Raw genomic sequence first — 19767 nt, 5'->3', positions numbered from 1 at the left:
TTTTCAAAGGAACCTCGACCATCGGTTGTCCGATGGACGGGGTATCAACATATCTGGCGTTGACTTTTGGCACGCTGTTGAGTTCTCAAGGAACGGTCGCTTCCTTTGTACTCACCCTCTCGGGCTTTCCTCCGGGCGCTTCCCTTCGGTCTTGCGTTTCCGACTCTATCAGATCCTTTTCGATCCGATTCCCTGTCGGCGGGATTTGCCATCGGCCCCGGGCTTTCGCTCGTCGGCCTTTCGACATTCACTACGTTAGCCGATTCCCCGTCCAACTCATAATCGAGTCTTTCGGCGCCGAATTCAGACATGCAAGCACGTCGAATTCGCCCCTGCTGAGGGGGAGTCGCTAGGTAGTTGGTTTGGCCGCTTCGGCTCCGGGCGATCGCCCTGTCCGGCTCAAGCGGCTCGGACTACCTTACGCACCCTCCAGGGGCGAGTCAACTTCGGCGCCGCCTCGGGACATGGGCCCGGTAGGGGCTCACCGTCGGGTCGTCGGCGATCCAGAAGCGCCAGGGGTGGACGGCCCCTTCACCGGAGACTCCGGTGCGCGGTCCGTTGCGTACCTGGTGGGAGGGGACCGGGGCGCCGGTCAGGATGCGGAGCGGGGTGTCCCCGGTGGTGCAGGCGTCCGTGCCGTCGAGGGAGCGGTCCACGTCCAGGGCCGTCGCGAGCCGGGCGGGGCCTTTGGCCAGTTCCTTGTCGTTGCGGGCCGAGAGCCGACGGGTGCGGGCGAGCTCGGCGCCCTCGACGATCTCGCCGGCGCGCAGCAGGACCGCGCTCGACCTGCCCTCGGGGCCGCACACCAGGTTCATGCAGAACCACATGCCGTAGGTGAAGTAGACGTACACGTGACCGGGCGGGCCGAACATCACCGCGTTGCGGGCCGTGCGGCCGCGGTAGGCGTGGGAGCCGGGGTCGTTCTCACCGTCGTACGCCTCCACCTCTGTGAGGCGGAGGGCGATCGGGCCGTCCGGGGTGTCGCGGACGAGGATGCGGCCGAGCAGGTCGGGGGCGACCTCGAGGACGGGCCGGTCGAAGAACTCCCTGGGCAGGGGCGTACGGTCGGGGCTCGCGATCATGCCGTCCGAGGGTACTGGAGGCGGGCCCGGCCACGGGGTGGCCGTCGGCACCGGCTCTTGCCAGGGTGGGACATGGAACCGGCCGTGGCCGGAGAGCGTTTGTAGGGATCAAGGATCCACCCGTAGTGGGCGAGAGGGAGAGACATGGCGTTCAAGAAGCTGCTCGCGAGCCTGGGGGCCGGCGGGGCTTCGGTCGAGACGGTGCTGCACGAGGTCAACGTCGTCCCGGGCGGTGTCGTCCAGGGTGAGGTGCGTATCCAGGGCGGGTCCGTCAACCAGCAGATCGAGGGGCTCTCGGTCGGGCTGCAGGCCAAGGTCGAGGTCGAGAGCGGCGACCAGGAGTACAAGCAGGACATCGAGTTCACGAAGTCGCGGCTGGGCGGTGCGTTCGAGCTCCAGGCGAACGCGGTGCACGCGGTGCAGTTCGGGCTGGAGATCCCGTGGGAGACGCCGATCACGACGATCGACGGGCAGACGCTGCGGGGCATGAACATCGGTGTCACGACCGAGCTGGAGATCGCGCGTGCCGTGGACTCCGGTGACCTGGACCCGATCAACGTGCACCCGCTGCCGGCGCAGAAGGCGATCCTGGACGCGTTCATCCAGCTCGGCTTCCGCTTCAAGAACGCCGACCTGGAGCGCGGTGTCATCCGGGGCACGCGGCAGAAGCTGCCGTTCTACCAGGAGATCGAGTTCTACCCGCCGCAGCAGTACCGGGGGCTGAACCAGGTCGAGCTGAGCTTCGTGGCCGATCAGCACGCCATGGACGTGGTGCTCGAGATGGACAAGAGGCCGGGGCTGTTCAGCGAGGGCAGCGACACCTTCCGTTCCTTCCAGGTGGGTCTGCACGACTACCAGGGGACCGACTGGGCGGCGTACCTCAACCAGTGGCTCTCCGAGGTGGGCAGCAAGCGCAACTGGTTCTAGGGCAGGTTCTAGGCTCGGACGGACACGCACAACCGATCCAGGAGGTACCGAGGTGACCGAGCTCAAGCGGCGGCCGCTCCCCCACGACTTCCATCCGCCCGTGCCGTCGTTCACGGTGACGAGCGAGGACGTCCGTGAGGGCGCCACGCTCAAGGACGCTCAGGTCCAAGCGGCCGGCAACACCTCTCCGCAGCTGCGGTGGGAGGGCTTCCCGCCCGGGACCAAGAGCTTCGCCGTCACCTGCTACGACCCGGACGCCCCGACGGGCAGCGGGTTCTGGCACTGGGTGCTGTTCGACATCCCGGTGTCGGTGACGGAGCTGCCGGCGGGTGCGGGCGGCGGCACGTTCGAAGGGCTTCCCGAGGGGGCCGTGCACGCCCGTAACGACTACGGGAGCAAGGACTTCGGCGGGGCCGCGCCGCCGCCCGGTGACGGGCCGCACCGCTACGTGTTCACGGTGTACGCCGTGGACCAGGAGAAGCTGGGGCCGGACGCGGACGCATCGCCGGCCGTCGTCGGTTTCAACCTGCGGTTCCACACGATCGGGCGGGCCCAGCTGATCGGTGAGTACGAGGTGCCCGCCGAGGGCTGAGCCCCGCTTCCGCGCCATCCCGGCGTTCATACGACGTTTGCCCGCTCCTGGTATTGGAATTGATCAGGAGCGGGCATTTTCTTGTTGCCGGGGGTCGCGGGGGTCACCCCCCGTGGGAGCAGCAGATATTGCGTTGTCCATCTCGGCGTGCCCGGCCAGAGTTGATCCCAGCCCGCCAGGGGGTGGGCCGGTGCACACGGGAGGTGGGCTGGTATGCGGGACACGCTGGTACTGAACGCGAGCTTCGAGCCGTTGTCGACGGTGACGCTGAACCGAGCCGTCGTTCTGGTGCTTCAGGACAAGGCCGTCGTCGAGCAGGCCCACCCCGAACTGCGGATGCGGGGAGCGGCGGTCGACATACCCGCGCCTCGGGTGATCAGGCTCTGCCAGTACGTACGGGTGCCGTTCCGAAGACGTGCTCCGTGGTCGCGGCGGGGTGTGCTGGTGCGGGACCGGCACAGGTGCGCGTACTGCGGGCGGCGGGCGACGACCGTGGACCACGTGGTGCCGCGCTCGCAGGGCGGGCAGGACACCTGGCTGAACACGGTGGCCTCCTGCGCGGTGGACAACCACCGTAAGGCGAACCGGACTCCGGAGGAGGCGGGGATGCCGCTGCTGCGGCAGCCGTTCGAGCCGACGCCGGCCGACGCGATGCTGCTGGCGCTGGGGCAGGACGACTTCGACGCGCTGCCGGAGTGGCTGGCTCAGCCCGCGGCGTAGCCGTCACAGGAGAGGGGGCCCGCTTCACGGGAAGCGGGCCCCCTCTCCTGTGGGTGCCGGGTTCAGTCGATGTACGGCTTCTCGCGGCGTTCCTGGGTGGGGACGCTGCCGGCGGACGCGCCCCCGTTGCCGCCGGAACCTCCGCCGATGTTGCCGAAGTTGCCCATGGCGCCGGACAGGCCCTTGAGGGCGTCGCCGATCTCGCTGGGGACGATCCAGAGCTTGTTGGCGTCGCCCTCGGCGATCTTCGGGAGCATCTGCAGGTACTGGTAGGAGAGCAGCTTCTGGTCGGGGTCGCCGGCGTGGATGGCCTCGAAGACCGTGCGGACGGCCTGGGCCTCGCCCTCGGCGCGCAGGGCGGCGGCCTTGGCCTCACCCTCGGCGCGCAGGATCTGGGACTGCTTCTCGCCCTCGGCGCGCAGGATCTCCGACTGGCGGACGCCTTCGGCCTGGAGGATCGCGGCGCGCTTGTCGCGGTCGGCGCGCATCTGCTTCTCCATCGAGTCCTGGATGGAGGTGGGCGGCTCGATCGCCTTGAGTTCCACGCGGTTGACGCGGATGCCCCACTTGCCGGTGGCCTCGTCGAGGACGCCGCGCAGGGCCGCGTTGATCTCCTCGCGGGAGGTCAGGGTCCGCTCCAGGTCCATGCCGCCGATGATGTTGCGGAGCGTGGTGACGGTGAGCTGCTCGATCGCCTGGATGTAGCTGGCGACTTCGTAGGTCGCGGCGCGGGCGTCGGTCACCTGGTAGTAGATGACGGTGTCGATGTTGACGACCAGGTTGTCCTGGGTGATCACCGGCTGGGGCGGGAACGGGACGACCTGCTCCCGCAGGTCGATGCGGTTGCGGATGGTGTCGATGAACGGGACGACGATGTTGAGGCCCGCGTTGAGTGTCCGCGTGTAGCGGCCGAAGCGCTCGACGATGGCCGCGCTGGCCTGCGGGATGACTTGGATCGTCTTGATCAGGGCGATGAAGACCAACACCACCAGAATGATCAGGACGATGATGACCGGTTCCATCGTCGTTCCCCGTACCCTTCTCCGCCTCGGCGCCTTCGGAAGATCCTTGGTTGATCTTGCTGGTCGAGTCTGACAGACCGTCGCGTAGCTCGCGAGGAGTTCTCACCAGTTGCGTCGTGCGAGGTCATATGACGACGGCGGTGGCTCCCTCGATGTCCACGACGTCCACTTCCTGGCCCACTTCGTAGGCGCGGCCGGTGTCGAGGGCGCGGGCCGACCAGACCTCGCCGGCGAGCTTGATCCGGCCGCCGGAGGCGTCGACGCGTTCCAGGACGACGGCTTGCCGGCCTTTCAACGCGTCCACCCCGGAGGCGAATTGGGGCCGTTGTGCGCGGTGCCGGTTCGCGATGGGGCGTACGACGGCGATGCCCGCGGTCGAGACGACGGCGAAGACGACGACCTGGGCGACGGCTCCGCCGCCGAAGACGCCGGTGGTCAGTGCGGCGGCGACGGCGCCCACCGCGAGCATGCCGAGTTCGGGCATCGCGGTGACCACGAGCGCGATGCCGAGTGCCGTCGCGCCGATGAGCCACCACAGCCATGCGTCGATGTCCACGTGGTCATGGTAGGTCCGCGGGCCCGGTCGCCGACAGGGCGCCCGTGGTGAAATCCCGTTCCTGCCCGGTGATTTGCGCGGTGCGCGGGTACGTCAGGACAGCGGGAGGCCCTGGGCGGTCCAGCGCTCGCCGGACTGCTCGACGACGAGCGGGAGGCCGAAGCAGAGGGAGAGGTTGCGGGAGGTGAGCTCCAGCTCCAGCGGGCCGGCGGCGAGGACCTTGCCCTGGCGGATCATGAGGACGTGGGTGAAGCCCGGCGGGATCTCCTCGACGTGGTGGGTGACCATGAGCATCGAGGGGGCGATGGGGTCGCGGGCGAGGCGGCCGAGGCGGCGGACGAGGTCCTCGCGGCCGCCGAGGTCGAGGCCCGCGGCGGGCTCGTCGAGGAGGAGCAGCTCGGGGTCGGTCATCAGGGCGCGGGCGATGAGGGTGCGCTTGCGCTCGCCCTCGGAGAGGGTGCCGAAGCGGCGCTCCAGGTAGTCGCTCATGCCGAGCCGGTCGAGGAAGGCGCGGGCGCGCTGCTCGTCGATCTCCTCGTAGTCCTCGTTCCAGGTGGCGGTCATGCCGTACGCGGCGGTCAGGACCGTTTCGAGGACGGTCTGGCGCTTGGGGAGCTTCTCGGTCATGGCGATGCCGGCCATGCCGATGCGGGGGCGCAGCTCGAAGACGTCGGTGCCGGGGCGGCCGAGGGTCTCGCCGAGGATCGTGGCGGTGCCCGCGCTCGGGTAGAGGTAGGTGGAAGCGAGGTTCAGGAGGGTGGTCTTGCCGGCGCCGTTCGGGCCGAGGATGACCCAGCGCTCGCCCTCCTTGACCGACCAGGAGACCTGGTCCACCAGAGCCCGGCCCTCGCGGACCACGGATACGTCCTGAAGCTCCAGAACATCGCTCATGAGCGCGTTGTCTCCCCTTGCAGTGTGGCCGGTCTCGGCTGTCGCGTACGCCTGTGGCTCGGTCCGCCGCGCCGGTGGGCGCAGCCCTCCATGAAATCTACGCCACCGGCCGACCGGGGCATTGCCTCGGTCCGGTCCTTGAGGGGTCCTAGGGTGGAGGCATGCTTGCTGAACCACGTGCCGGGCGCCTCGCGGCTTGGGGAAACGCCCTTTTGGCCGGACTTGTCTCTCCGGATGACGCGGTGCTCGCCATCGTCGGCGAGGACGCGGTGCACCGGGTGGCGGGACTGCCGGACGAGTCGGGCCAGGTCGGGCTGACGCTCGCGCTGGGGCGGCTGCGCCGCCTCGGGGTGACCGGGTTGCGGGTGGCGCTGCCGGCGCCGGGGCATCCGCTGGGTCTGAGCGGGCCGCCGGAGTTCAACGCGCGGGCGCTGGAGGCCGAGGAGGCGGTGGTCTGCCACGGGGCGCCCTACGGGCTGGTGCCGGACGTGTACGAGGCCGGGCCCGAGCATGTGCGGGACGAGGTGGTGTGGCATGTGCTGCCCGTGCGGGAGGCTCCGCCGGCGGACGTGCCGTCGCTGGGTGAGGCCGAGCGGGAGCTGGCGGAGGCCCTGCGGGAGGCGACCGAGGTGCTGACGCGGCTGGACGTGGCCGGGTCGGGGCCGGTGGCCGAGGCGGCCGTCGACGCGTACCGGGCGCGGGCCGAGCGGGGGCGGGAGGTGCTGGCGCCGGGGTATCCGCCGCGCGCGGTGCGGGTGCTGGAGCTGGCGCAGCGGGTGGGGACGCTCATCTCCGTGGCGACCGAGGCCGGGCACGGCGGTGCGGTGAGCGCGTCGGAGATCGCGGCGCGGCGCGAGGCGCTGCGGCCGGTGGAGCGGACGGCCCGGCGGGCGCAGGTCGCGGCGTACAACTCCGTGGTGGAGGAGCGGGAACGGGGGGTTCGCTGACCCGGAGGGTGTCCGGCGCTCGGGGTTGCCGCCCGGGTGGGGTGGGTGTGCAGGACCGCGCGGCGGGGGTTCGTTGACCCTCCCGGGGGGTGTCCGACCCTCGCGGCTGCGCCCCGGTGGGGTGAGTGCGCAGACCGGCGCGGCGGGGTGCCTCCCCGGGCTCTTCGAGCAGGGGGTGCCCTCCGTGCTCGCCCGTGCGGACCCGGGCGGCCCGGGCATCGGCGGCGGAACCGGCCGGCCTCCCGGGTGGGGCCGGGAGGCCGGGGTCACCTCCGGCTCGGAGACGGAGGCGGTGCGTCAGTGGTTGACGGCGAGGTTGCCGAAGGCCGGGTTCAGGATGCCCACGACGTTCACGCTGTTGCCGGAGACGTTGACCGGCACGTGCACCGGGGCCTGGACGACGTTGCCCGAGCCGACGCCCGGGGAGCCCACGGCCTGGCCGTCGGCGTGCGCGCTGGTGGCGGAGGCCATGCCCGCGCCCGCGGCCAGCAGGCCACCCGTCACCATCGTCACGGCCGCTGCCTTCTTCAGGTTCTTCACTTCTGAGCCCTCCTAGCGATTGCCGCGGCAGGCGCCGCAGCACGCACTGGAGAACGGCGAGGATCCCCCGAGGATGCGCCATCCGGGGGACGTTCCCACGACAGTATGAATCTCAGTCCGGAACGCAACCGTCCGGGTCCTCGCGGAGGGAGCGTGTCACCCGGTCACCCCGTGGCGGACGGCCCACAGCGCCGCCTGGGTCCGGTCGGCCAGGTCGAGCTTCATGAGGATGTTCGAGACGTGGGTCTTGACGGTCTTCTCGGACAGGACGAGGGCGCGGGCGATCTCCCGGTTGGAGCGCCCGTCCGCTATCAGGCCGAGCACCTCGCGCTCCCGCTCGGTGAGGGAACCCGCCCTGCCCGGGCCGGAGTTGGCCTCCTCCTGGGAGAGCAGGGCGCCGGCCACCTCGGGCTGGAGGAGGATGTGCCCGGCGTGGACGGAGCGGATGGCACCGGCGAGCGCGTCGGGGTCGACGTCCTTGTAGACGTACCCGGCGGCGCCCGCGCGCAGGGCCGGGACGACCGTGCGCTGCTCGGTGAAGCTGGTGACGACGAGCACGCGCGCGGGGTTGTCGAGCTCGCGGAGTCTGCGCAGGGCGTCGACCCCGTCCATGCCCGGCATCTTGACGTCCATGAGGATGACGTCGGGCCGCAGTTCCTCGGCGCGGTCCACTCCTTCGGCGCCGTCCGCGGCCTCACCGACGACCTCGATGTCGTCCTGCACTTCGAGGAAGGTGCGCAGCCCCCGGCGGACCACCTGGTGGTCGTCGACGAGCAGCACCCTGATTGCGTCAGCCACCGGGGACCTCCATCTCGATCGTGGTGCCCTTGCCGGGCGCCGATTCCACGGTGAGCGTGCCGCCGGCGCCGCTCGCCCGGTCCCGCATCGACACCAGCCCGAGGTGACGGCCGGCGCGGCGGACCGCGCCCGGGTCGAATCCGCTGCCGTCGTCGGTCACCCGCAGCACCGCTCCCCCGCCGTGCCGCTCCAGCGTGACGTCGACGTGGTCGGCGCCCGAGTGGCGCAGGGCGTTGTGCAGCGCTTCCTGGGCGACCCGCAGCACGGCCTCCTCCTGGGAGGCGGGCAGGGCCTTGACGCCGTGGCCGGTGAAGGTGACGCGGGCGCTGTGGGCGCGGTCGAGGACCTGGATCTGGGTGCGCAGGGTGGCGACCAGACCGTCCTCGTCGAGTGCGGCCGGCCTCAACTCGACCACGGCGGCGCGCAGTTCGTCCGCCGCCTCGGCGGCCAGCGCCGCCACCTGCTGCAGCTCGCCCTTGGCGCGGGAGGGGTCGCGGTCCACCAGGCGGGCCGCGGCCTGGGCGGTCAGGCGCAGGGAGAACAGCTTCTGGCTGACCGCGTCGTGCAGTTCGTGGGCGAGCCGTGAGCGCTCCTCGGCGATCGTGAGCTCGCGGCTGCGTTCGTACAGGCGGGCGTTGGTGAGGGCGATCGCGGCGTGCTGGGCGAGGATGCCGAGCAGTTCCTCGTCGTCCTGGGTGAAGCCGCAACTGCCCTCCGGCTTGGGGCAGTTCTTGTTGGCGAGGAACAGGGCTCCGATGACCTCGTCGCCGTCGCGGATCGGCAGGCCCAGGAAGTCGACCAGGTCCGGGTGGGCCTTCGGCCAGCCCTCGAAGCGGGGGTCCTTGCGGACGTCCGCCAGGCGCTCGGCCCGGGCCTCGTGCAGCATCGCGGCGAGGATGCCGTGCTGGCGCGGCAGGGGGCCGATGGCCTTCCACTGCTCCTCGCTGACGCCGTCGACGACGAACTGGGCGAAGCCCCCGTGGTCGTCCGGCACGCCGAGCGCGGCGTACTGCGCGTCGAGCAGCTCACGGGCCGAGGCGACGATCGTCTTGAGGACGTCGCGCACCTCGAGGTGCCTGCTCATGGCCAGCAGCGCGGAGCTCACCGCGGCGAGGCCGGACCGGGGGCCGTGACTCATGTCCTCACGGTACCGGCGCGCTGTGACGTCGCGGATCGGACCGGCGGCGGCGCCGGCCGGGCCGCTGGGCCTAGGTCGCTGGGCCGAGACCGCGGGGCGGGGCGTGGGCCCGGGGGCGGGTCGGGCGCGGAGGACGTACGGGCAGGGCGTAGGTCCGGGGCGGCGGGCTGTGTGCCCCCGGGGGTCGGGCAAGGGGGGCCTGGGTCCGTGGGCCGCGGGCTTGAGGTCTACGGCCAAGGGACCCGGTGGATTGCGGCCCGGGGCGGAGGTGGGGCGGGCCGCCGCGTTCCTACGTTGAGGGCACTTCGATCGACTTCGATCACGACGAGGGAGCGGATCATGCCGGTGGCGATCATCACGGGTGCCTCGAAGGGACTGGGCCGGGCATTGGCGCAGTCCCTGGCCGGGCGGGGCTGGGACCTGGTCCTCGACGCCAGGAGCGCCGAGGCGCTGGCGGAGGCGGCGCAGGCGCTCTCCGCGCACGGCACGCGTGTGACGGCCCTGCCCGGGGACGTCACCGACCCCGGGCACCGGGCGGAGCTGGTCGCGGCGGCGTGGCGGCTGGGCGGGGTCGACCTGCTGGTGCACAACGCCAGCGCCCTGGGCGCCGAGCCGCTGGTGCGGCTGGAGGAACTGCCGCTGGAGGGAATGCGGCGGGCCCTGGAGGTGAACCTGGTCGCGGCCCTGGGTCTCGTCCAGGAGGCGCTGCCGCTGCTGCGGGCCTCGGAGGCCGGTGCCGTCGTGGCGGTCAGCTCGGACGCGGCGGTCGAGGCGTACGAGACGTGGGGCGGCTACGGGGCGTCCAAGGCGGCGCTGGACCACTTGGCGGCGGTCCTCGCCGTGGAGGAGCCGCGGCTTCGGGTCTGGGCGGTCGACCCCGGTGACATGGCCACCGACCTCTATACGGCGGCCGTACCGGACGACCGGGATCCGCGGCCGGAGCCGGCCCGGGTGGTGCCCGGCTTCCTGCGGCTGCTGGACGAGCGGCCGGCCAGCGGGCGGTACGGGGCCGCGGCTCTGGCGGAAGGGGTGCGATGACGCTCGCGGTACGGGTGCCGGAGGAGCTGTCGGCGCGGGTGCCGGTGGAGCAGCGGAGGCCGGGGCTGGACCGGGACGGCGTACGGATGCTGGTGTCCCGGGGTGCCGAGGTGGCGCATCACGCCTTCCGGGAGCTGCCGGGGCTGCTGCGTGCCGGGGATCTGCTGGTGGTCAACACCTCGCCGACGCTGGCCGCGGCGGTCGACGGGCGGATCGGGGACGCGCGCGTGGTGGTGCACTTCTCCACCCGTGGCGACGACGGCCGCTGGGCGGTGGAGCTGCGGGAACCGGACGGGCGGGGGACCACGCGCGCGCGTGCGGGTGCGCCCGCGGGTACTCAGGTGCGGCTGCCGGGCGGGACGCGGCTCGTGCTGGAGGAGCCGCTGAGCGCGCGCAGCGAGCGACTGTGGTGGACGCGTGTGTCCGGAGGGCAGGAGGACGGAGCGGCCCCGGGTGGGCTGGACCCGGCCGGGGAGCCGGCGGGCGGGCTGGAGCCGGCGGGTGGGGAGCGGGCGGACCCGGTGCCGGGGCTGCTGCGGGAGTACGGGCGGCCGATCCGCTACGCGTACACCGAGCGGGACCAGCCCCTGTCCGTGTACCAGACGGTGTTCGCGCTGCCCCGCGCGGACGGGTCGGGCAGTGCGGAGATGCCGAGTGCGGCGCGGCCCTTCACCGCGCGGGTGGTGACGGAGCTGGTGAGCCGGGGGGTGCAGTTCGCGCCGATCACCCTGCACACGGGTGTGGCCTCGGCGGAGGCGCACGAGCCGCCCTACCCGGAGCGCTTCGCGGTGCCGGAGACCTCGGCACGGCTGATCGACGCGGCCAGGGCCGCCGGGGGCAGGGTCGTGGCGGTCGGGACGACGGCGGTGCGGGCCGTGGAGTCGGCGGCGGACGCCGACGGGAGGGTACGCGCGCGTGCGGGGTGGACGGACCTCGTCGTCACGCCGGAGCGCGGGGTGCGCGTGGTGGACGGGCTGCTGACCGGACTGCACGAGCCGGAGGCCTCGCACCTGCTGATGCTGCGGGCGGTCGCGGGGCGCACCGCGGTCGAGCGGGGTTACGGGGCGGCGCTCGAGCACCGGTACCTGTGGCACGAGTTCGGCGACGTGCATCTGCTGCTGCGGTGACCCGGCCCCGGGGGAGGCCCCGGGGCCCCCTCACGCTGAGCATCGCTCGTGCAACGGGGCGTGAGAACGGGGGCCGCCCGGTGTGAGCCCGCGCATAGGGCCCACGTCACGTACGAAAGGGCGTAGGAGACAAAGCCGCCCCTTTTGAGCGGCCCAGACAGTCCCATCTGACCCGGTTTACCCCTCCCTGATCCACTATCTTCTTTCGTACGTCACACCTTTGCCACGCCATTTTGCGGCCGCTAAGAATTGGCGACGTCGCTCAGCGCCGTGGGTTCTTCCCCGCGGCGTTCGTGTCGGAAACACACCGAGTCCAACGCCGGACGCCGAGCGACTCCCGCGCTATTCGAAGAGGTCCACTCAGCATGCCCAAGAACATCTTCAGCCGTGTTCAGAGTCCGAGCCTGACCCGTCACCACAAGATCGCCATGGCCGGTGTCGCCACCCTGGGTGCTGCCGCCATCGGGTTCTCCGCGGTGCCGAGCGGTGCTTCGACGAAGACCACGACCGAGGCCGCTCAGCCGGCTGCTGTGGCGTACAGCACCCAGCAGATCAAGGACGTCAAGGCGAGCGTCACCGACCAGATGGCCGGTGCCAGCCTGAAGGCGGAGCAGATCGCGGCCAAGCAGAAGGCCGAGGCCGCCGCCGCGGCCAAGAAGAAGGCCGCCGCCGCGGCCAAGCAGAAGGCCGCCGCCGCGGCCGCCAAGAAGGCCGAGGCCGCACGCAAGGCCAAGGAGGCCGCGAGCCGCGACGCCAAGCGTGCCGCCGTCAAGAAGAGCTACCCGAACAACCTCGACGGCTGGATCCGCGAGTCGCTCGACATCATGAAGAAGCACGGGATCCCCGGCTCCTACGACGGCATCAAGCGCAACATCATCCGGGAGTCCTCGGGCAACCCGCGGGCGATCAACAACTGGGACATCAACGCCATCAACGGCATCCCCTCGAAGGGCCTGCTGCAGGTCATCCCGCCGACCTTCGCGCACTGGCACGTCCCCGGCACCTCCTGGGACATCTACGACCCGGTAGCCAACATCACCGCCGCCTGCAACTACGCGGCCGACAAGTACGGCTCGATGGACAACGTCAACAGCGCGTACTGAGGCCGGCGCGGGACCTCTCTGCTTCGCTGAACGAACGCCGAAGGGCGGCACCCTCCTGACGGGGTGCCGCCCTTCGGGCGCCGCGGAGCGGTGACCGCCCGTACTACTTGCGCATGACCTCGGGCTCGTGGCGGCGCAGGAAGCGGGCCACGAAGAAGCCGCAGACCACGCCGAGCGCGAGCAGCGCGCCCATGTCCATGACCCAGGCCCCGGCCGTGTGCTCCCACAGCGGGTCCGTGTCACCGGCCGTCTCGGGCGGGCTGATCTTGTTGAAGTCCAGCGTGGCACCGGAGGCGGCGACCGCCCAGCGCGACGGCATCAGGAACGAGAACTGGTTGACGCCGATCGAGCCGTGCAGCGCGAACAGGCAGCCCGTGAAGACGACCTGGATGATCGCGAACATCACCAGCAGCGGCATGGTCTTCTCGGCGGTCTTCACCAGCGACGAGATGATCAGGCCGAACATCATCGACGTGAAGCCCAGCGCCATGATCGGCACGGACAGCTCCAGCAGCGTGGCGCTGCCGAAGATCAGGCCCTCCTCGGGGATCTCCCGGCTGGAGAAGCCGATGACGCCGACGAGCAGGCCCTGCAGCACGGTGATCATGCCGAGCACGAAGACCTTCGACATCAGGTAGGCCGAGCGGGACAAGCCGGTCGCGCGCTCCCGCTCGTAGATGACCCGTTCCTTGATCAGCTCACGCACGGAGTTCGCCGCACCGGCGAAGCAGGCGCCGACGGCGAGGATCAGCAGGACCGTCGTCGCCGTGCCGTTCGGGATGATCCGTCCGGTCTGCGGGTTGGCGGGGTTGGGCAGCAGGCCCTTGTCGGCGTCGATGAGCAGGCTCACCGCGCCGAGCACGGCCGGCAGGATCACCATCAGCGCCAGGAAGCCCTTGTCGGACGCGATCACCGACACGTAGCGCCGGACCAGCGTCACGAACTGGGACATCCACCCCTGCGGCTTCGGCGGCTTCATCGCCTGCATGGGCGGAACCTGTACGGACTGCGGCGCGACGGCGTCGATGTCCGCGGCGTACATCTGGTAGTGCTGCGAGCCCTTCCAGCGGCCCGCCCAGTCGTAGTCGCGGTAGTTCTCGAAGGCGGAGAACACGTCGGCCCAGGTGTCGTAGCCGAAGAAGTTCAGCGCCTCCTCCGGCGGGCCGAAGTAGGCCACCGAACCGCCGGGCGCCATCACCAGCAGCTTGTCGCACAGGGCCAGCTCGGCCACCGAGTGCGTGACGACGAGGACCGTGCGGCCGTCGTCGGCGAGGCCGCGCAGCAGCTGCATGACGTCGCGGTCCATGCCCGGGTCGAGGCCCGAGGTGGGCTCGTCCAGGAAGATCAGCGACGGCTTGGTGAGCAGCTCCAGGGCGACCGAGACGCGCTTGCGCTGGCCGCCGGACAGGGACGTGACCTTCTTGTCCTTGTGGATGTCGAGCTTGAGCTCGCGCAGCACCTCGTCGATGCGGGCCTCGCGCTCGGCCGCCGTGGTGTCGGCGGGGAAGCGCAGCTTGGCCGCGTACTTGAGGGCCTTCTTGACGGTCAGCTCCTTGTGCAGGATGTCGTCCTGCGGGACCAGACCGATGCGCTGGCGCAGCTCGGCGAACTGCTTGTACAGGTTCCGGTTGTCGTAGAGCACCTCGCCCTGGTTGGCGGGGCGGTAACCGGTCAGCGCCTTGAGCAGGGTGGACTTGCCGGAGCCGGACGGGCCGATGACCGCGATCAGCGACTTCTCCGGGACACCGAAGGAGACGTCCTTCAGGATCTGCTTGCCGCCGTCGACCGTGACGGTCAGGTGGCGGGCGGAGAAGGACACCTCACCGGTGTCGACGAACTCCTCGAGCCGGTCGCCGACGATCCGGAACGTCGAGTGGCCGACGCCGACGATGTCGGTCGGGCCGAGCACCTGCGCGCCGCCCTTGGCGATGGGCAGGCCGTTGACGTAGGTGCCGTTGTGGGAGCCGAGGTCACGGATCTCCATGCGGCCGTCGGGCGTGGCGTGGAACTCGGCGTGGTGCCGCGAGACCTGCAGGTCCGAGACGACCAACTCGTTGTCCAGGGCACGGCCGATGCGCATCACGCGGCCGAGGGAGAACTGGTGGAACGTCGTCGGGCTGCGGTCGCCGTGGACCGGCGGTGCCCCCGCGACACCGCCGGGGCCCTGCTGCTGCGGGATGTGCGAGGCCTGCTGCGGCTGCTGCCAGCCGGCCTGCGGGGCCTGCTGGTGCGGCGCGGCCTGCTGGGGCGGCTGCTGCGGGCCGTTGGCCTGCTGCGCCCAGCCCGCTCCCGCGCCCTGCGCGGCGTACGGCTGCTGCTGGGGCTGGGTCTGCGGCGTGGCGACGGAGGCCGCGGCGCCGGACAGGTTCAGGCGCGGGCCGTCGGTCGCGTTGCCCAGGTTGACCGCCGAGCCGGGACCCAGCTCCAGCTGGTGGATGCGCTGCCCCTGCACGAACGTGCCGTTGGTGCTTCCGTGGTCCTCGATGACCCAACTGCGGCCGTTGAAGCTGACCGTGGCGTGACGCCAGGAGACCCTGGCGTCGTCGAAGACGACGTCCCCCTGCGGATCACGTCCGAGGGTGTATGCCCTGGACGGATCGAGCGTCCAGGTGCGTCCGTTTGATTCCAGTACGAGTTCCGGCACTCCATGCCCCACTGAGTTGTCCCCCGAGTTACCCCCGACATGGGGAGTCTAGGGATGTCGAACATCGGGGGGAACTATTTCAGGAGCGGCCCCCTGACCGAAAGTCGGGCCTTGCGGTGACCGGAGTGCGGACACTTCGCCGATTCCGTTGACGGGGTTGAAATCCGGCCGGAGAGTGGTATTTCGACGCGAGGGGGACATGCGCGGTGTTCCCGTCGCGGCGCGGATCGGGGGGTCTGCCATGGGTGCTGCCGCAGGGGCGGGGACGAAGCGGGGCCACGCGCGCGTGCCGTGGGGTGACGTGCTGGTGTCCGCCGTGGCCGCCGTGAGCTGGGCGTTGATCGGGATGGCGGGGACGGCGGCGCTGGGCCTGCGGCTGCTGGACGCGGACGCGGCGGGGTCGTTGGGGCCCATGACCGCGGCCGTGGTGGCCCTCGGGGCGGGCGGGTCGGTCACGCCGTCCGGTGATGTGTCGGCGTTCGGCCTGTCGGGCGCCGAGGCGGAGACGGCCATCCGGATCACGCCATTGGGGGTGAGTCTGGTCGGTGCGGTGCTGCTGTCGTGGTTCTTCCTGAGGTCCTTGCGAGCGGCGGGAGTTGAGGTCTCACCGGCCGAACTCCTGGCCCGTGCGGGGGCGGTGGTCGCGTTGTTCGTGGCGATGCTGGGCGGGCTGGCCTGGGCGGGACACGATGTCATCACGATCGACGGGGGGTCGCTGGGCCTGGACGACGTGACCGGCGGCGACACCGGTGTCTCGATCCCTGGGCTGGGCGACGTCGGGGGGTTGCTGCCGGACCGGCTCGGGGACCTGGTCGACGCGCGGGCCTCGGTCGGCTTCACGGTCGACACCGCGCCCACGCTGCTCGGCGGGTTCGCCTGGGCGGCGGGCGTCCTCGCCGTCGCGCTGCTCGCCTCGCGCCGTACGCCGCTGCCGCGGGGCTGGGAGGCCCTGCACCGGGTGGTGCGGCCGGCCGTGTCGGCGCTGGTGACCGCGGTGCTGGTGGCCGTGGCGGCGGGTCTCGCGGCGGCGGCGTACGCGGCGGCCGGCGACGACCGTCCCGGGCGCATCGCGGGAGCGGCGCTGCTCGGGGCGCCGAACGGGGTGTGGCTGGGCCTCCCGATCGGCTTGTTCGTGCCGTGGGACGGCCACGCGACGGGGGAGCTGACCCGCGTCCTCCCGCACCCGCTGGACGATCTGCTCGGGGCGGGCGCGGACCGCCCGGTGACGCTGGGGCGCCTGGCCGAACTGGACAGCCGTGTGTGGCTGCTGGGCGCCGGGGCGGCGCTGCTGATGCTGCTGGCGGGAGTGCTGACGGGGGCGCGGACACCGGTGGGGCCGAAGCGCTCCGGCACGGGAGCTTCGGGTGCGGTCGTTGCAGGTGGGGGCGGCGCCCGTGGGGGCGTCGCCGGTACGGACCTTTTCGGTACGGGCGCTGCCGGCGGGGGCGTTGCCGGTCCGGAGGGTGCCGGTGCCGGCGCGCTGCGGGGGTCGGGGGCTCTCGGGTTCGTGTGCCGGTGCGCGGTGCGGCTGGGGGGCGTGACGGCGCTCGGATTGCCCCTGCTGGTCTGGCTGACGGACGTGTCCGTGACGGCGTCGCTGTCCGTACTCGGCTTCGACGCCTTCGGCGCGGGTCTCACGCTGCACGGGCACCTGGGCACGGCCGTACTGCTGGGCGCGCTGTGGGGCACCGCGGCCGGGGCGGCCGGGGCCGGACTCGCCTGGACGTGCGGGGCGGCAGGCCGCTCGGCCACGGCACCGGCCCGGGGAGACGGGCCGGGCGGGGGTCCGGCAGGGCGTGACACGGGAGCGGAACCCGCGCGATCGGGCAGCGGGGTGAGGGAGCCACAGTGGGAGGCGGAGACCTGGCAGCCGAGCATCGGCGACAGCAGTGCGCACACGCCCCGACCGGCCGAGGAGACCTGGCGGGCGAGGCCGGGCAGCGGGACCCGGGGAGCATGGCCGGACGCGGAGACCCGGCGGGTACGGCCGGGCAGCGGGGCGACGCCGTCACCGCCTGCCCCGGAGAACCGATGGGCCGGCCCGGGCAGCGGGGTGAGGGAGCCGGGGCGGGAGGCGACCCCCGGGTGGAGTGGGTCCCCGGGGCCGTCGCGAGGAGGCCCGGCCGGGCGACCGGAGGAGGCCGGGCCGTATGCGCCCGGTGCGCCGTACCGGCCGCCGAACCCCGCCACCAATCCCTACCTTCAGGTCCCCGACGAGCTGCGCCCACCGCAGGACGCCCGACCCGGCGGACCGCGCGAGCCGCAGGACGCCCGGCCCGGCGACGACCACACGGCTCCGGACGACGAACCGGCCGCGCACGCCGAACCTCCCGCACCCGACGGCGACGGCGACGGCATCTACGGCGCCCCTACCGTGATCCGGCCCATGGGCCCGCCGCCCCGCTGGTCCCCCGGCCCCCGCAACGGCACCGGGCCACCCACCCGGCCGGACGACGGGCCGCCCCCGCCGCCTCCTCCCCCGCCGCCCCGCGGCCCGCACGGCGGGAGGTGAGAGGCAGTGCCGCCGCACCCGCTCCCCCGCGTGCCTCCGCGGCAGCCCGGCCGGCAAGGTCCACGCCACCGGCACGACACCCACTGTTCGCTGTCCGCCAGACGGACCTCAGGGGCGGTGGGCAGGGCCCGCCGGATACGGTGGAACCACCATGAGCGCTTCGCAGACCTCGTCTTCCGACGTCCCTGCCGACGTCCCCACTCTCCTCGTGAAGATCTTCGGCAAGGACAGGCCGGGCATCACCGCCGGGCTCTTCGACACCCTCGCCGCCTACTCCGTCGACGTCGTCGACATCGAGCAGGTCGTCACCCGTGGCCGCATCGTGCTGTGCGCGCTCGTGACCGAGCCGCCCTCCGGCCTCGAAGGTGACCTGCGGGCGACCGTGCACAGCTGGGCCGAGTCGATGAAGATGCAGGCGGAGATCATCTCCGGCCTGGGCGACAACCGGCCGCGCGGCCTCGGCCGCTCCCTGGTCACCGTGCTCGGGCACCCGCTCACCGCCGAGGCGACGGCGGCGATCGCCGCGCGGATCACCCGGACCGGCGCCAACATCGACCGTATCTTCCGCCTGGCCAAGTACCCCGTCACCGCGGTCGAGTTCGCGGTCTCCGGTGTGGAGACCGAGCCTCTGCGCACCGCCCTGGTGACCGACGCGGCCCGGCTCGGCGTCGACGTGGCGGTCGTCGGCGCCGGTCTGTACCGCCGCGCCCAGCGCCTGGTCGTCATGGACGTCGACTCCACCCTCATCCAGGACGAGGTCATCGAGCTGTTCGCCGCCCACGCGGGCTGTGAGGACAAGGTCGCCGAGGTGACGGCCGCGGCGATGCGCGGGGAGCTGGACTTCGAGCAGTCTCTGCACGCGCGCGTGGCCCTCCTGGAGGGACTGGACGCCTCTGTCGTCGACAAGGTGCGCAGCGAGGTGCGGCTGACGCCGGGCGCCCGCACCCTGATCCGTACGCTGAAGCGCCTCGGCTACCAGGTCGGCGTCGTCTCCGGCGGCTTCACTCAGGTCACGGACGACCTGAAGGAGCGGCTCGGGCTGGACTTCGCCCAGGCCAACACCCTGGAGATCGTCGACGGGAAGCTCACGGGCCGGGTGACGGGCGAGATCGTGGACCGGGCGGGCAAGGCCCGGCTGCTGCGCCGGTTCGCCGCCGAGGCGGGTGTGCCGCTGTCGCAGACGGTGGCGATCGGTGACGGGGCGAACGACCTCGACATGCTGAACGCGGCCGGGCTCGGGGTCGCCTTCAACGCCAAGCCGGTGGTGCGCGAGGCGGCGCACGCCGCGGTGAACGTCCCGTTCCTGGACACCGTCCTGTACCTGCTCGGCATCACCCGTGAAGAGGTCGAGGCGGCGGACACCCACGACACGGCCTGACCGCGGGAACGGCCAGGGGCCCGGCACCACCTCGGTGCCGGGCCCCTGTCATGCGTACGCGTCGTGCGTCGAGCGGGAAGCCCTGGCGGCGTCACGATCCCGCCGGCCGCCCGCGGTCCCCTGCCCGCATCCCCGCCGGCTCGGCCGCCCCGCCCCCGGAGGGTCGCTCCCGTGGACGGGGAGGGGGGTCACTCCGCCGGGGCCCAGTAGTCGCCCAGCGTGCCGACGCCCGGTTCCAGGCTCTTCCAGGGCCCGCTGAACGACAGGACGGCGAAGGCCGCGGCCGGGAAGCCGCGGCGGGTCATCCGCTCGCGGGCGTCCCCCTCGGCGGAGCCGGCCAGCACCTCGGCCAGGCCCTGGATGCCCGGGTTGTGGCCGACCATGAGCAGGGTGCGGATGTCGTCGGGCGTCTCGTTGAGCACGGCGATCAGCTCACCCGGCGAGGCCTCGTAGATCCGCTCCTCGTAGACGGTTTTCGGACGCTGGGGGAACTCCTGGACGGCGAGCTTCCAGGTCTCCCGGGTCCGCACCGCGGTGGAGCACAGGGCCATGTCGATGGCGAGGCCGGTGTCGACGAGCCTGCGTCCGGCCTCTGCCGCGTCCATACGGCCCCGGTCGGCGAGCGGACGCTCGTGGTCGGTCACCTGCGGCCAGTCGGCTTTCGCATGGCGGAAGAGAACAATCCTGCGGGGTTCTGCGACGCTCATGAGATCCAGCTTCGCACGAAACACGCCACGGGGCGCAGGGAGTTG

At 72.0% G+C, this 19767-nt stretch carries 18 protein-coding genes; 9 read left to right on the top strand and 9 right to left on the bottom strand.

All coding sequences use genetic code 11. The annotated features are described in order from the left end of the window. Positions 1-440: 440 nt before the first annotated feature. Entirely contained in the window at positions 441-1082 is a 642-nt protein-coding gene (locus tag ACFYWG_RS32285) for a DNA-3-methyladenine glycosylase (RefSeq protein ID WP_383511907.1), read from the bottom strand. A gap of 144 nt (positions 1083-1226) precedes the next feature. Here ACFYWG_RS32285 and ACFYWG_RS32280 point away from each other — a divergent pair, with 144 nt between their 5' ends. The 3 genes from ACFYWG_RS32280 to ACFYWG_RS32270 all read left to right on the top strand — a co-directional run bounded on the left by ACFYWG_RS32280 (position 1227) and on the right by ACFYWG_RS32270 (position 3321). After that, positions 1227-2009, top strand: coding sequence for a sporulation protein (locus ACFYWG_RS32280; RefSeq protein WP_376333261.1), 783 nt, complete (start codon positions 1227-1229; stop codon positions 2007-2009). A gap of 52 nt (positions 2010-2061) precedes the next feature. Beyond that, positions 2062-2601, top strand: coding sequence for a YbhB/YbcL family Raf kinase inhibitor-like protein (locus ACFYWG_RS32275; protein WP_383511904.1), 540 nt, complete (start codon positions 2062-2064; stop codon positions 2599-2601). A gap of 213 nt (positions 2602-2814) precedes the next feature. Then, positions 2815-3321: an HNH endonuclease gene (locus ACFYWG_RS32270; RefSeq protein WP_376333255.1), complete on the top strand. Its 507-nt coding sequence runs from the start codon at positions 2815-2817 to the stop codon at positions 3319-3321. 62 nt (positions 3322-3383) lie between these two features. Here ACFYWG_RS32270 and ACFYWG_RS32265 read toward each other — a convergent pair whose 3' ends face one another. The 3 genes from ACFYWG_RS32265 to ACFYWG_RS32255 form a co-directional block, all read right to left on the bottom strand. Beyond that, the gene (locus ACFYWG_RS32265; RefSeq protein WP_389204396.1) at positions 3384-4343 is read right to left on the bottom strand and encodes an SPFH domain-containing protein; all 960 of its coding nucleotides are present in this window, start codon (positions 4341-4343) and stop codon (positions 3384-3386) included. Positions 4344-4467: 124 nt separating this feature from the next. Then, positions 4468-4899, bottom strand: a complete 432-nt coding sequence (locus ACFYWG_RS32260) for an NfeD family protein (protein WP_383508757.1) — start codon at positions 4897-4899, stop codon at positions 4468-4470. A gap of 93 nt (positions 4900-4992) precedes the next feature. Next, positions 4993-5790 carry an ABC transporter ATP-binding protein gene (locus tag ACFYWG_RS32255; protein WP_376333247.1) on the bottom strand — a complete coding sequence of 266 codons (798 nt, stop codon included), beginning with the start codon at positions 5788-5790 and terminating at the stop codon, positions 4993-4995. Between the two features lie 161 nt (positions 5791-5951). Here ACFYWG_RS32255 and ACFYWG_RS32250 point away from each other — a divergent pair, with 161 nt between their 5' ends. Then, positions 5952-6737, top strand: coding sequence for a hypothetical protein (locus tag ACFYWG_RS32250; RefSeq protein WP_383508761.1), 786 nt, complete (start codon positions 5952-5954; stop codon positions 6735-6737). A 297-nt stretch (positions 6738-7034) separates the two neighbouring features. Here ACFYWG_RS32250 and ACFYWG_RS32245 read toward each other — a convergent pair whose 3' ends face one another. The 3 genes from ACFYWG_RS32245 to ACFYWG_RS32235 form a co-directional block, all read right to left on the bottom strand. After that, positions 7035-7277 carry a chaplin gene (locus ACFYWG_RS32245; RefSeq protein ID WP_030852293.1) on the bottom strand — a complete coding sequence of 81 codons (243 nt, stop codon included), beginning with the start codon at positions 7275-7277 and terminating at the stop codon, positions 7035-7037. Positions 7278-7433: 156 nt separating this feature from the next. Beyond that, positions 7434-8075 (bottom strand): response regulator, encoded by a 642-nt coding sequence (locus ACFYWG_RS32240; RefSeq protein ID WP_385419249.1) that lies wholly within the window; start codon positions 8073-8075, stop codon positions 7434-7436. Continuing rightward, positions 8068-9213, bottom strand: a complete 1146-nt coding sequence (locus tag ACFYWG_RS32235; protein ID WP_376333238.1) for a GAF domain-containing sensor histidine kinase — start codon at positions 9211-9213, stop codon at positions 8068-8070. Before ACFYWG_RS32235 ends, ACFYWG_RS32240 begins: the two co-directional genes overlap by 8 nt. Before the next feature lie 339 nt (positions 9214-9552). Here ACFYWG_RS32235 and ACFYWG_RS32230 point away from each other — a divergent pair, with 339 nt between their 5' ends. The 3 genes from ACFYWG_RS32230 (at position 9553) to ACFYWG_RS32220 (ending at position 12481) form a co-directional block, all read left to right on the top strand. After that, positions 9553-10251 (top strand): SDR family NAD(P)-dependent oxidoreductase, encoded by a 699-nt coding sequence (locus ACFYWG_RS32230; protein ID WP_389204394.1) that lies wholly within the window; start codon positions 9553-9555, stop codon positions 10249-10251. Beyond that, positions 10248-11378, top strand: a complete 1131-nt coding sequence (locus ACFYWG_RS32225) for an S-adenosylmethionine:tRNA ribosyltransferase-isomerase (protein ID WP_383508770.1) — start codon at positions 10248-10250, stop codon at positions 11376-11378. The genes ACFYWG_RS32230 and ACFYWG_RS32225 overlap by 4 nt, the downstream gene beginning before the upstream one ends. Positions 11379-11743: 365 nt before the next feature. Continuing rightward, a complete protein-coding gene (locus tag ACFYWG_RS32220) occupies positions 11744-12481 on the top strand; it encodes a transglycosylase SLT domain-containing protein (RefSeq protein ID WP_383508773.1) in 738 nt (245 codons plus the stop codon). 103 nt (positions 12482-12584) lie between these two features. On the opposite strand, the gene ACFYWG_RS32215 is transcribed toward ACFYWG_RS32220, so the two are convergent. Next, a complete protein-coding gene (locus ACFYWG_RS32215; RefSeq protein WP_389204393.1) occupies positions 12585-15125 on the bottom strand; it encodes an FHA domain-containing protein in 2541 nt (846 codons plus the stop codon). Between the two features lie 241 nt (positions 15126-15366). Here ACFYWG_RS32215 and ACFYWG_RS32210 point away from each other — a divergent pair, with 241 nt between their 5' ends. Both ACFYWG_RS32210 and serB read left to right on the top strand, forming a co-directional pair. After that, positions 15367-17637, top strand: a complete 2271-nt coding sequence (locus tag ACFYWG_RS32210) for a streptophobe family protein (RefSeq protein WP_389204392.1) — start codon at positions 15367-15369, stop codon at positions 17635-17637. A 151-nt stretch (positions 17638-17788) separates the two neighbouring features. Then, on the top strand, positions 17789-19015 hold the full coding sequence (gene serB / locus ACFYWG_RS32205) for a phosphoserine phosphatase SerB (RefSeq protein WP_376333222.1): 1227 nt from the start codon (positions 17789-17791) through the stop codon (positions 19013-19015). Positions 19016-19203: 188 nt separating this feature from the next. On the opposite strand, the gene ACFYWG_RS32200 is transcribed toward serB, so the two are convergent. Next, positions 19204-19722 carry a histidine phosphatase family protein gene (locus ACFYWG_RS32200; RefSeq protein WP_376333219.1) on the bottom strand — a complete coding sequence of 173 codons (519 nt, stop codon included), beginning with the start codon at positions 19720-19722 and terminating at the stop codon, positions 19204-19206. Positions 19723-19767: the final 45 nt, after the last annotated feature.

The sequence above is a fragment of the Streptomyces sp. NPDC003456 genome, assembly GCF_042878735.1.
Classification (GTDB): domain Bacteria; phylum Actinomycetota; class Actinomycetes; order Streptomycetales; family Streptomycetaceae; genus Streptomyces.
Note: the sequence above shows the minus strand (reverse complement) of the source record. Positions and strands in the feature narration are given on the sequence as shown.

Excerpts from the sequence above, each read along its gene's own strand:
- ACFYWG_RS32285 (WP_383511907.1), bottom strand. The coding sequence starts at position 1,082 with ATGATCGCGAGCCCCGACCGTACGCCCCTGCCCAGGGAGTTCTTCGAC.
- ACFYWG_RS32280 (WP_376333261.1), top strand. The coding sequence starts at position 1,227 with ATGGCGTTCAAGAAGCTGCTCGCGAGCCTGGGGGCCGGCGGGGCTTCG.
- ACFYWG_RS32270 (WP_376333255.1), top strand. The coding sequence starts at position 2,815 with ATGCGGGACACGCTGGTACTGAACGCGAGCTTCGAGCCGTTGTCGACG.
- ACFYWG_RS32265 (WP_389204396.1), bottom strand. The coding sequence starts at position 4,343 with ATGGAACCGGTCATCATCGTCCTGATCATTCTGGTGGTGTTGGTCTTC.
- ACFYWG_RS32255 (WP_376333247.1), bottom strand. The coding sequence starts at position 5,790 with ATGAGCGATGTTCTGGAGCTTCAGGACGTATCCGTGGTCCGCGAGGGC.
- ACFYWG_RS32250 (WP_383508761.1), top strand. The coding sequence starts at position 5,952 with ATGCTTGCTGAACCACGTGCCGGGCGCCTCGCGGCTTGGGGAAACGCC.
- ACFYWG_RS32235 (WP_376333238.1), bottom strand. The coding sequence starts at position 9,213 with ATGAGTCACGGCCCCCGGTCCGGCCTCGCCGCGGTGAGCTCCGCGCTG.
- ACFYWG_RS32230 (WP_389204394.1), top strand. The coding sequence starts at position 9,553 with ATGCCGGTGGCGATCATCACGGGTGCCTCGAAGGGACTGGGCCGGGCA.
- ACFYWG_RS32225 (WP_383508770.1), top strand. The coding sequence starts at position 10,248 with ATGACGCTCGCGGTACGGGTGCCGGAGGAGCTGTCGGCGCGGGTGCCG.
- ACFYWG_RS32220 (WP_383508773.1), top strand. The coding sequence starts at position 11,744 with ATGCCCAAGAACATCTTCAGCCGTGTTCAGAGTCCGAGCCTGACCCGT.
- ACFYWG_RS32210 (WP_389204392.1), top strand. The coding sequence starts at position 15,367 with ATGGGTGCTGCCGCAGGGGCGGGGACGAAGCGGGGCCACGCGCGCGTG.
- serB (WP_376333222.1), top strand. The coding sequence starts at position 17,789 with ATGAGCGCTTCGCAGACCTCGTCTTCCGACGTCCCTGCCGACGTCCCC.
- ACFYWG_RS32200 (WP_376333219.1), bottom strand. The coding sequence starts at position 19,722 with ATGAGCGTCGCAGAACCCCGCAGGATTGTTCTCTTCCGCCATGCGAAA.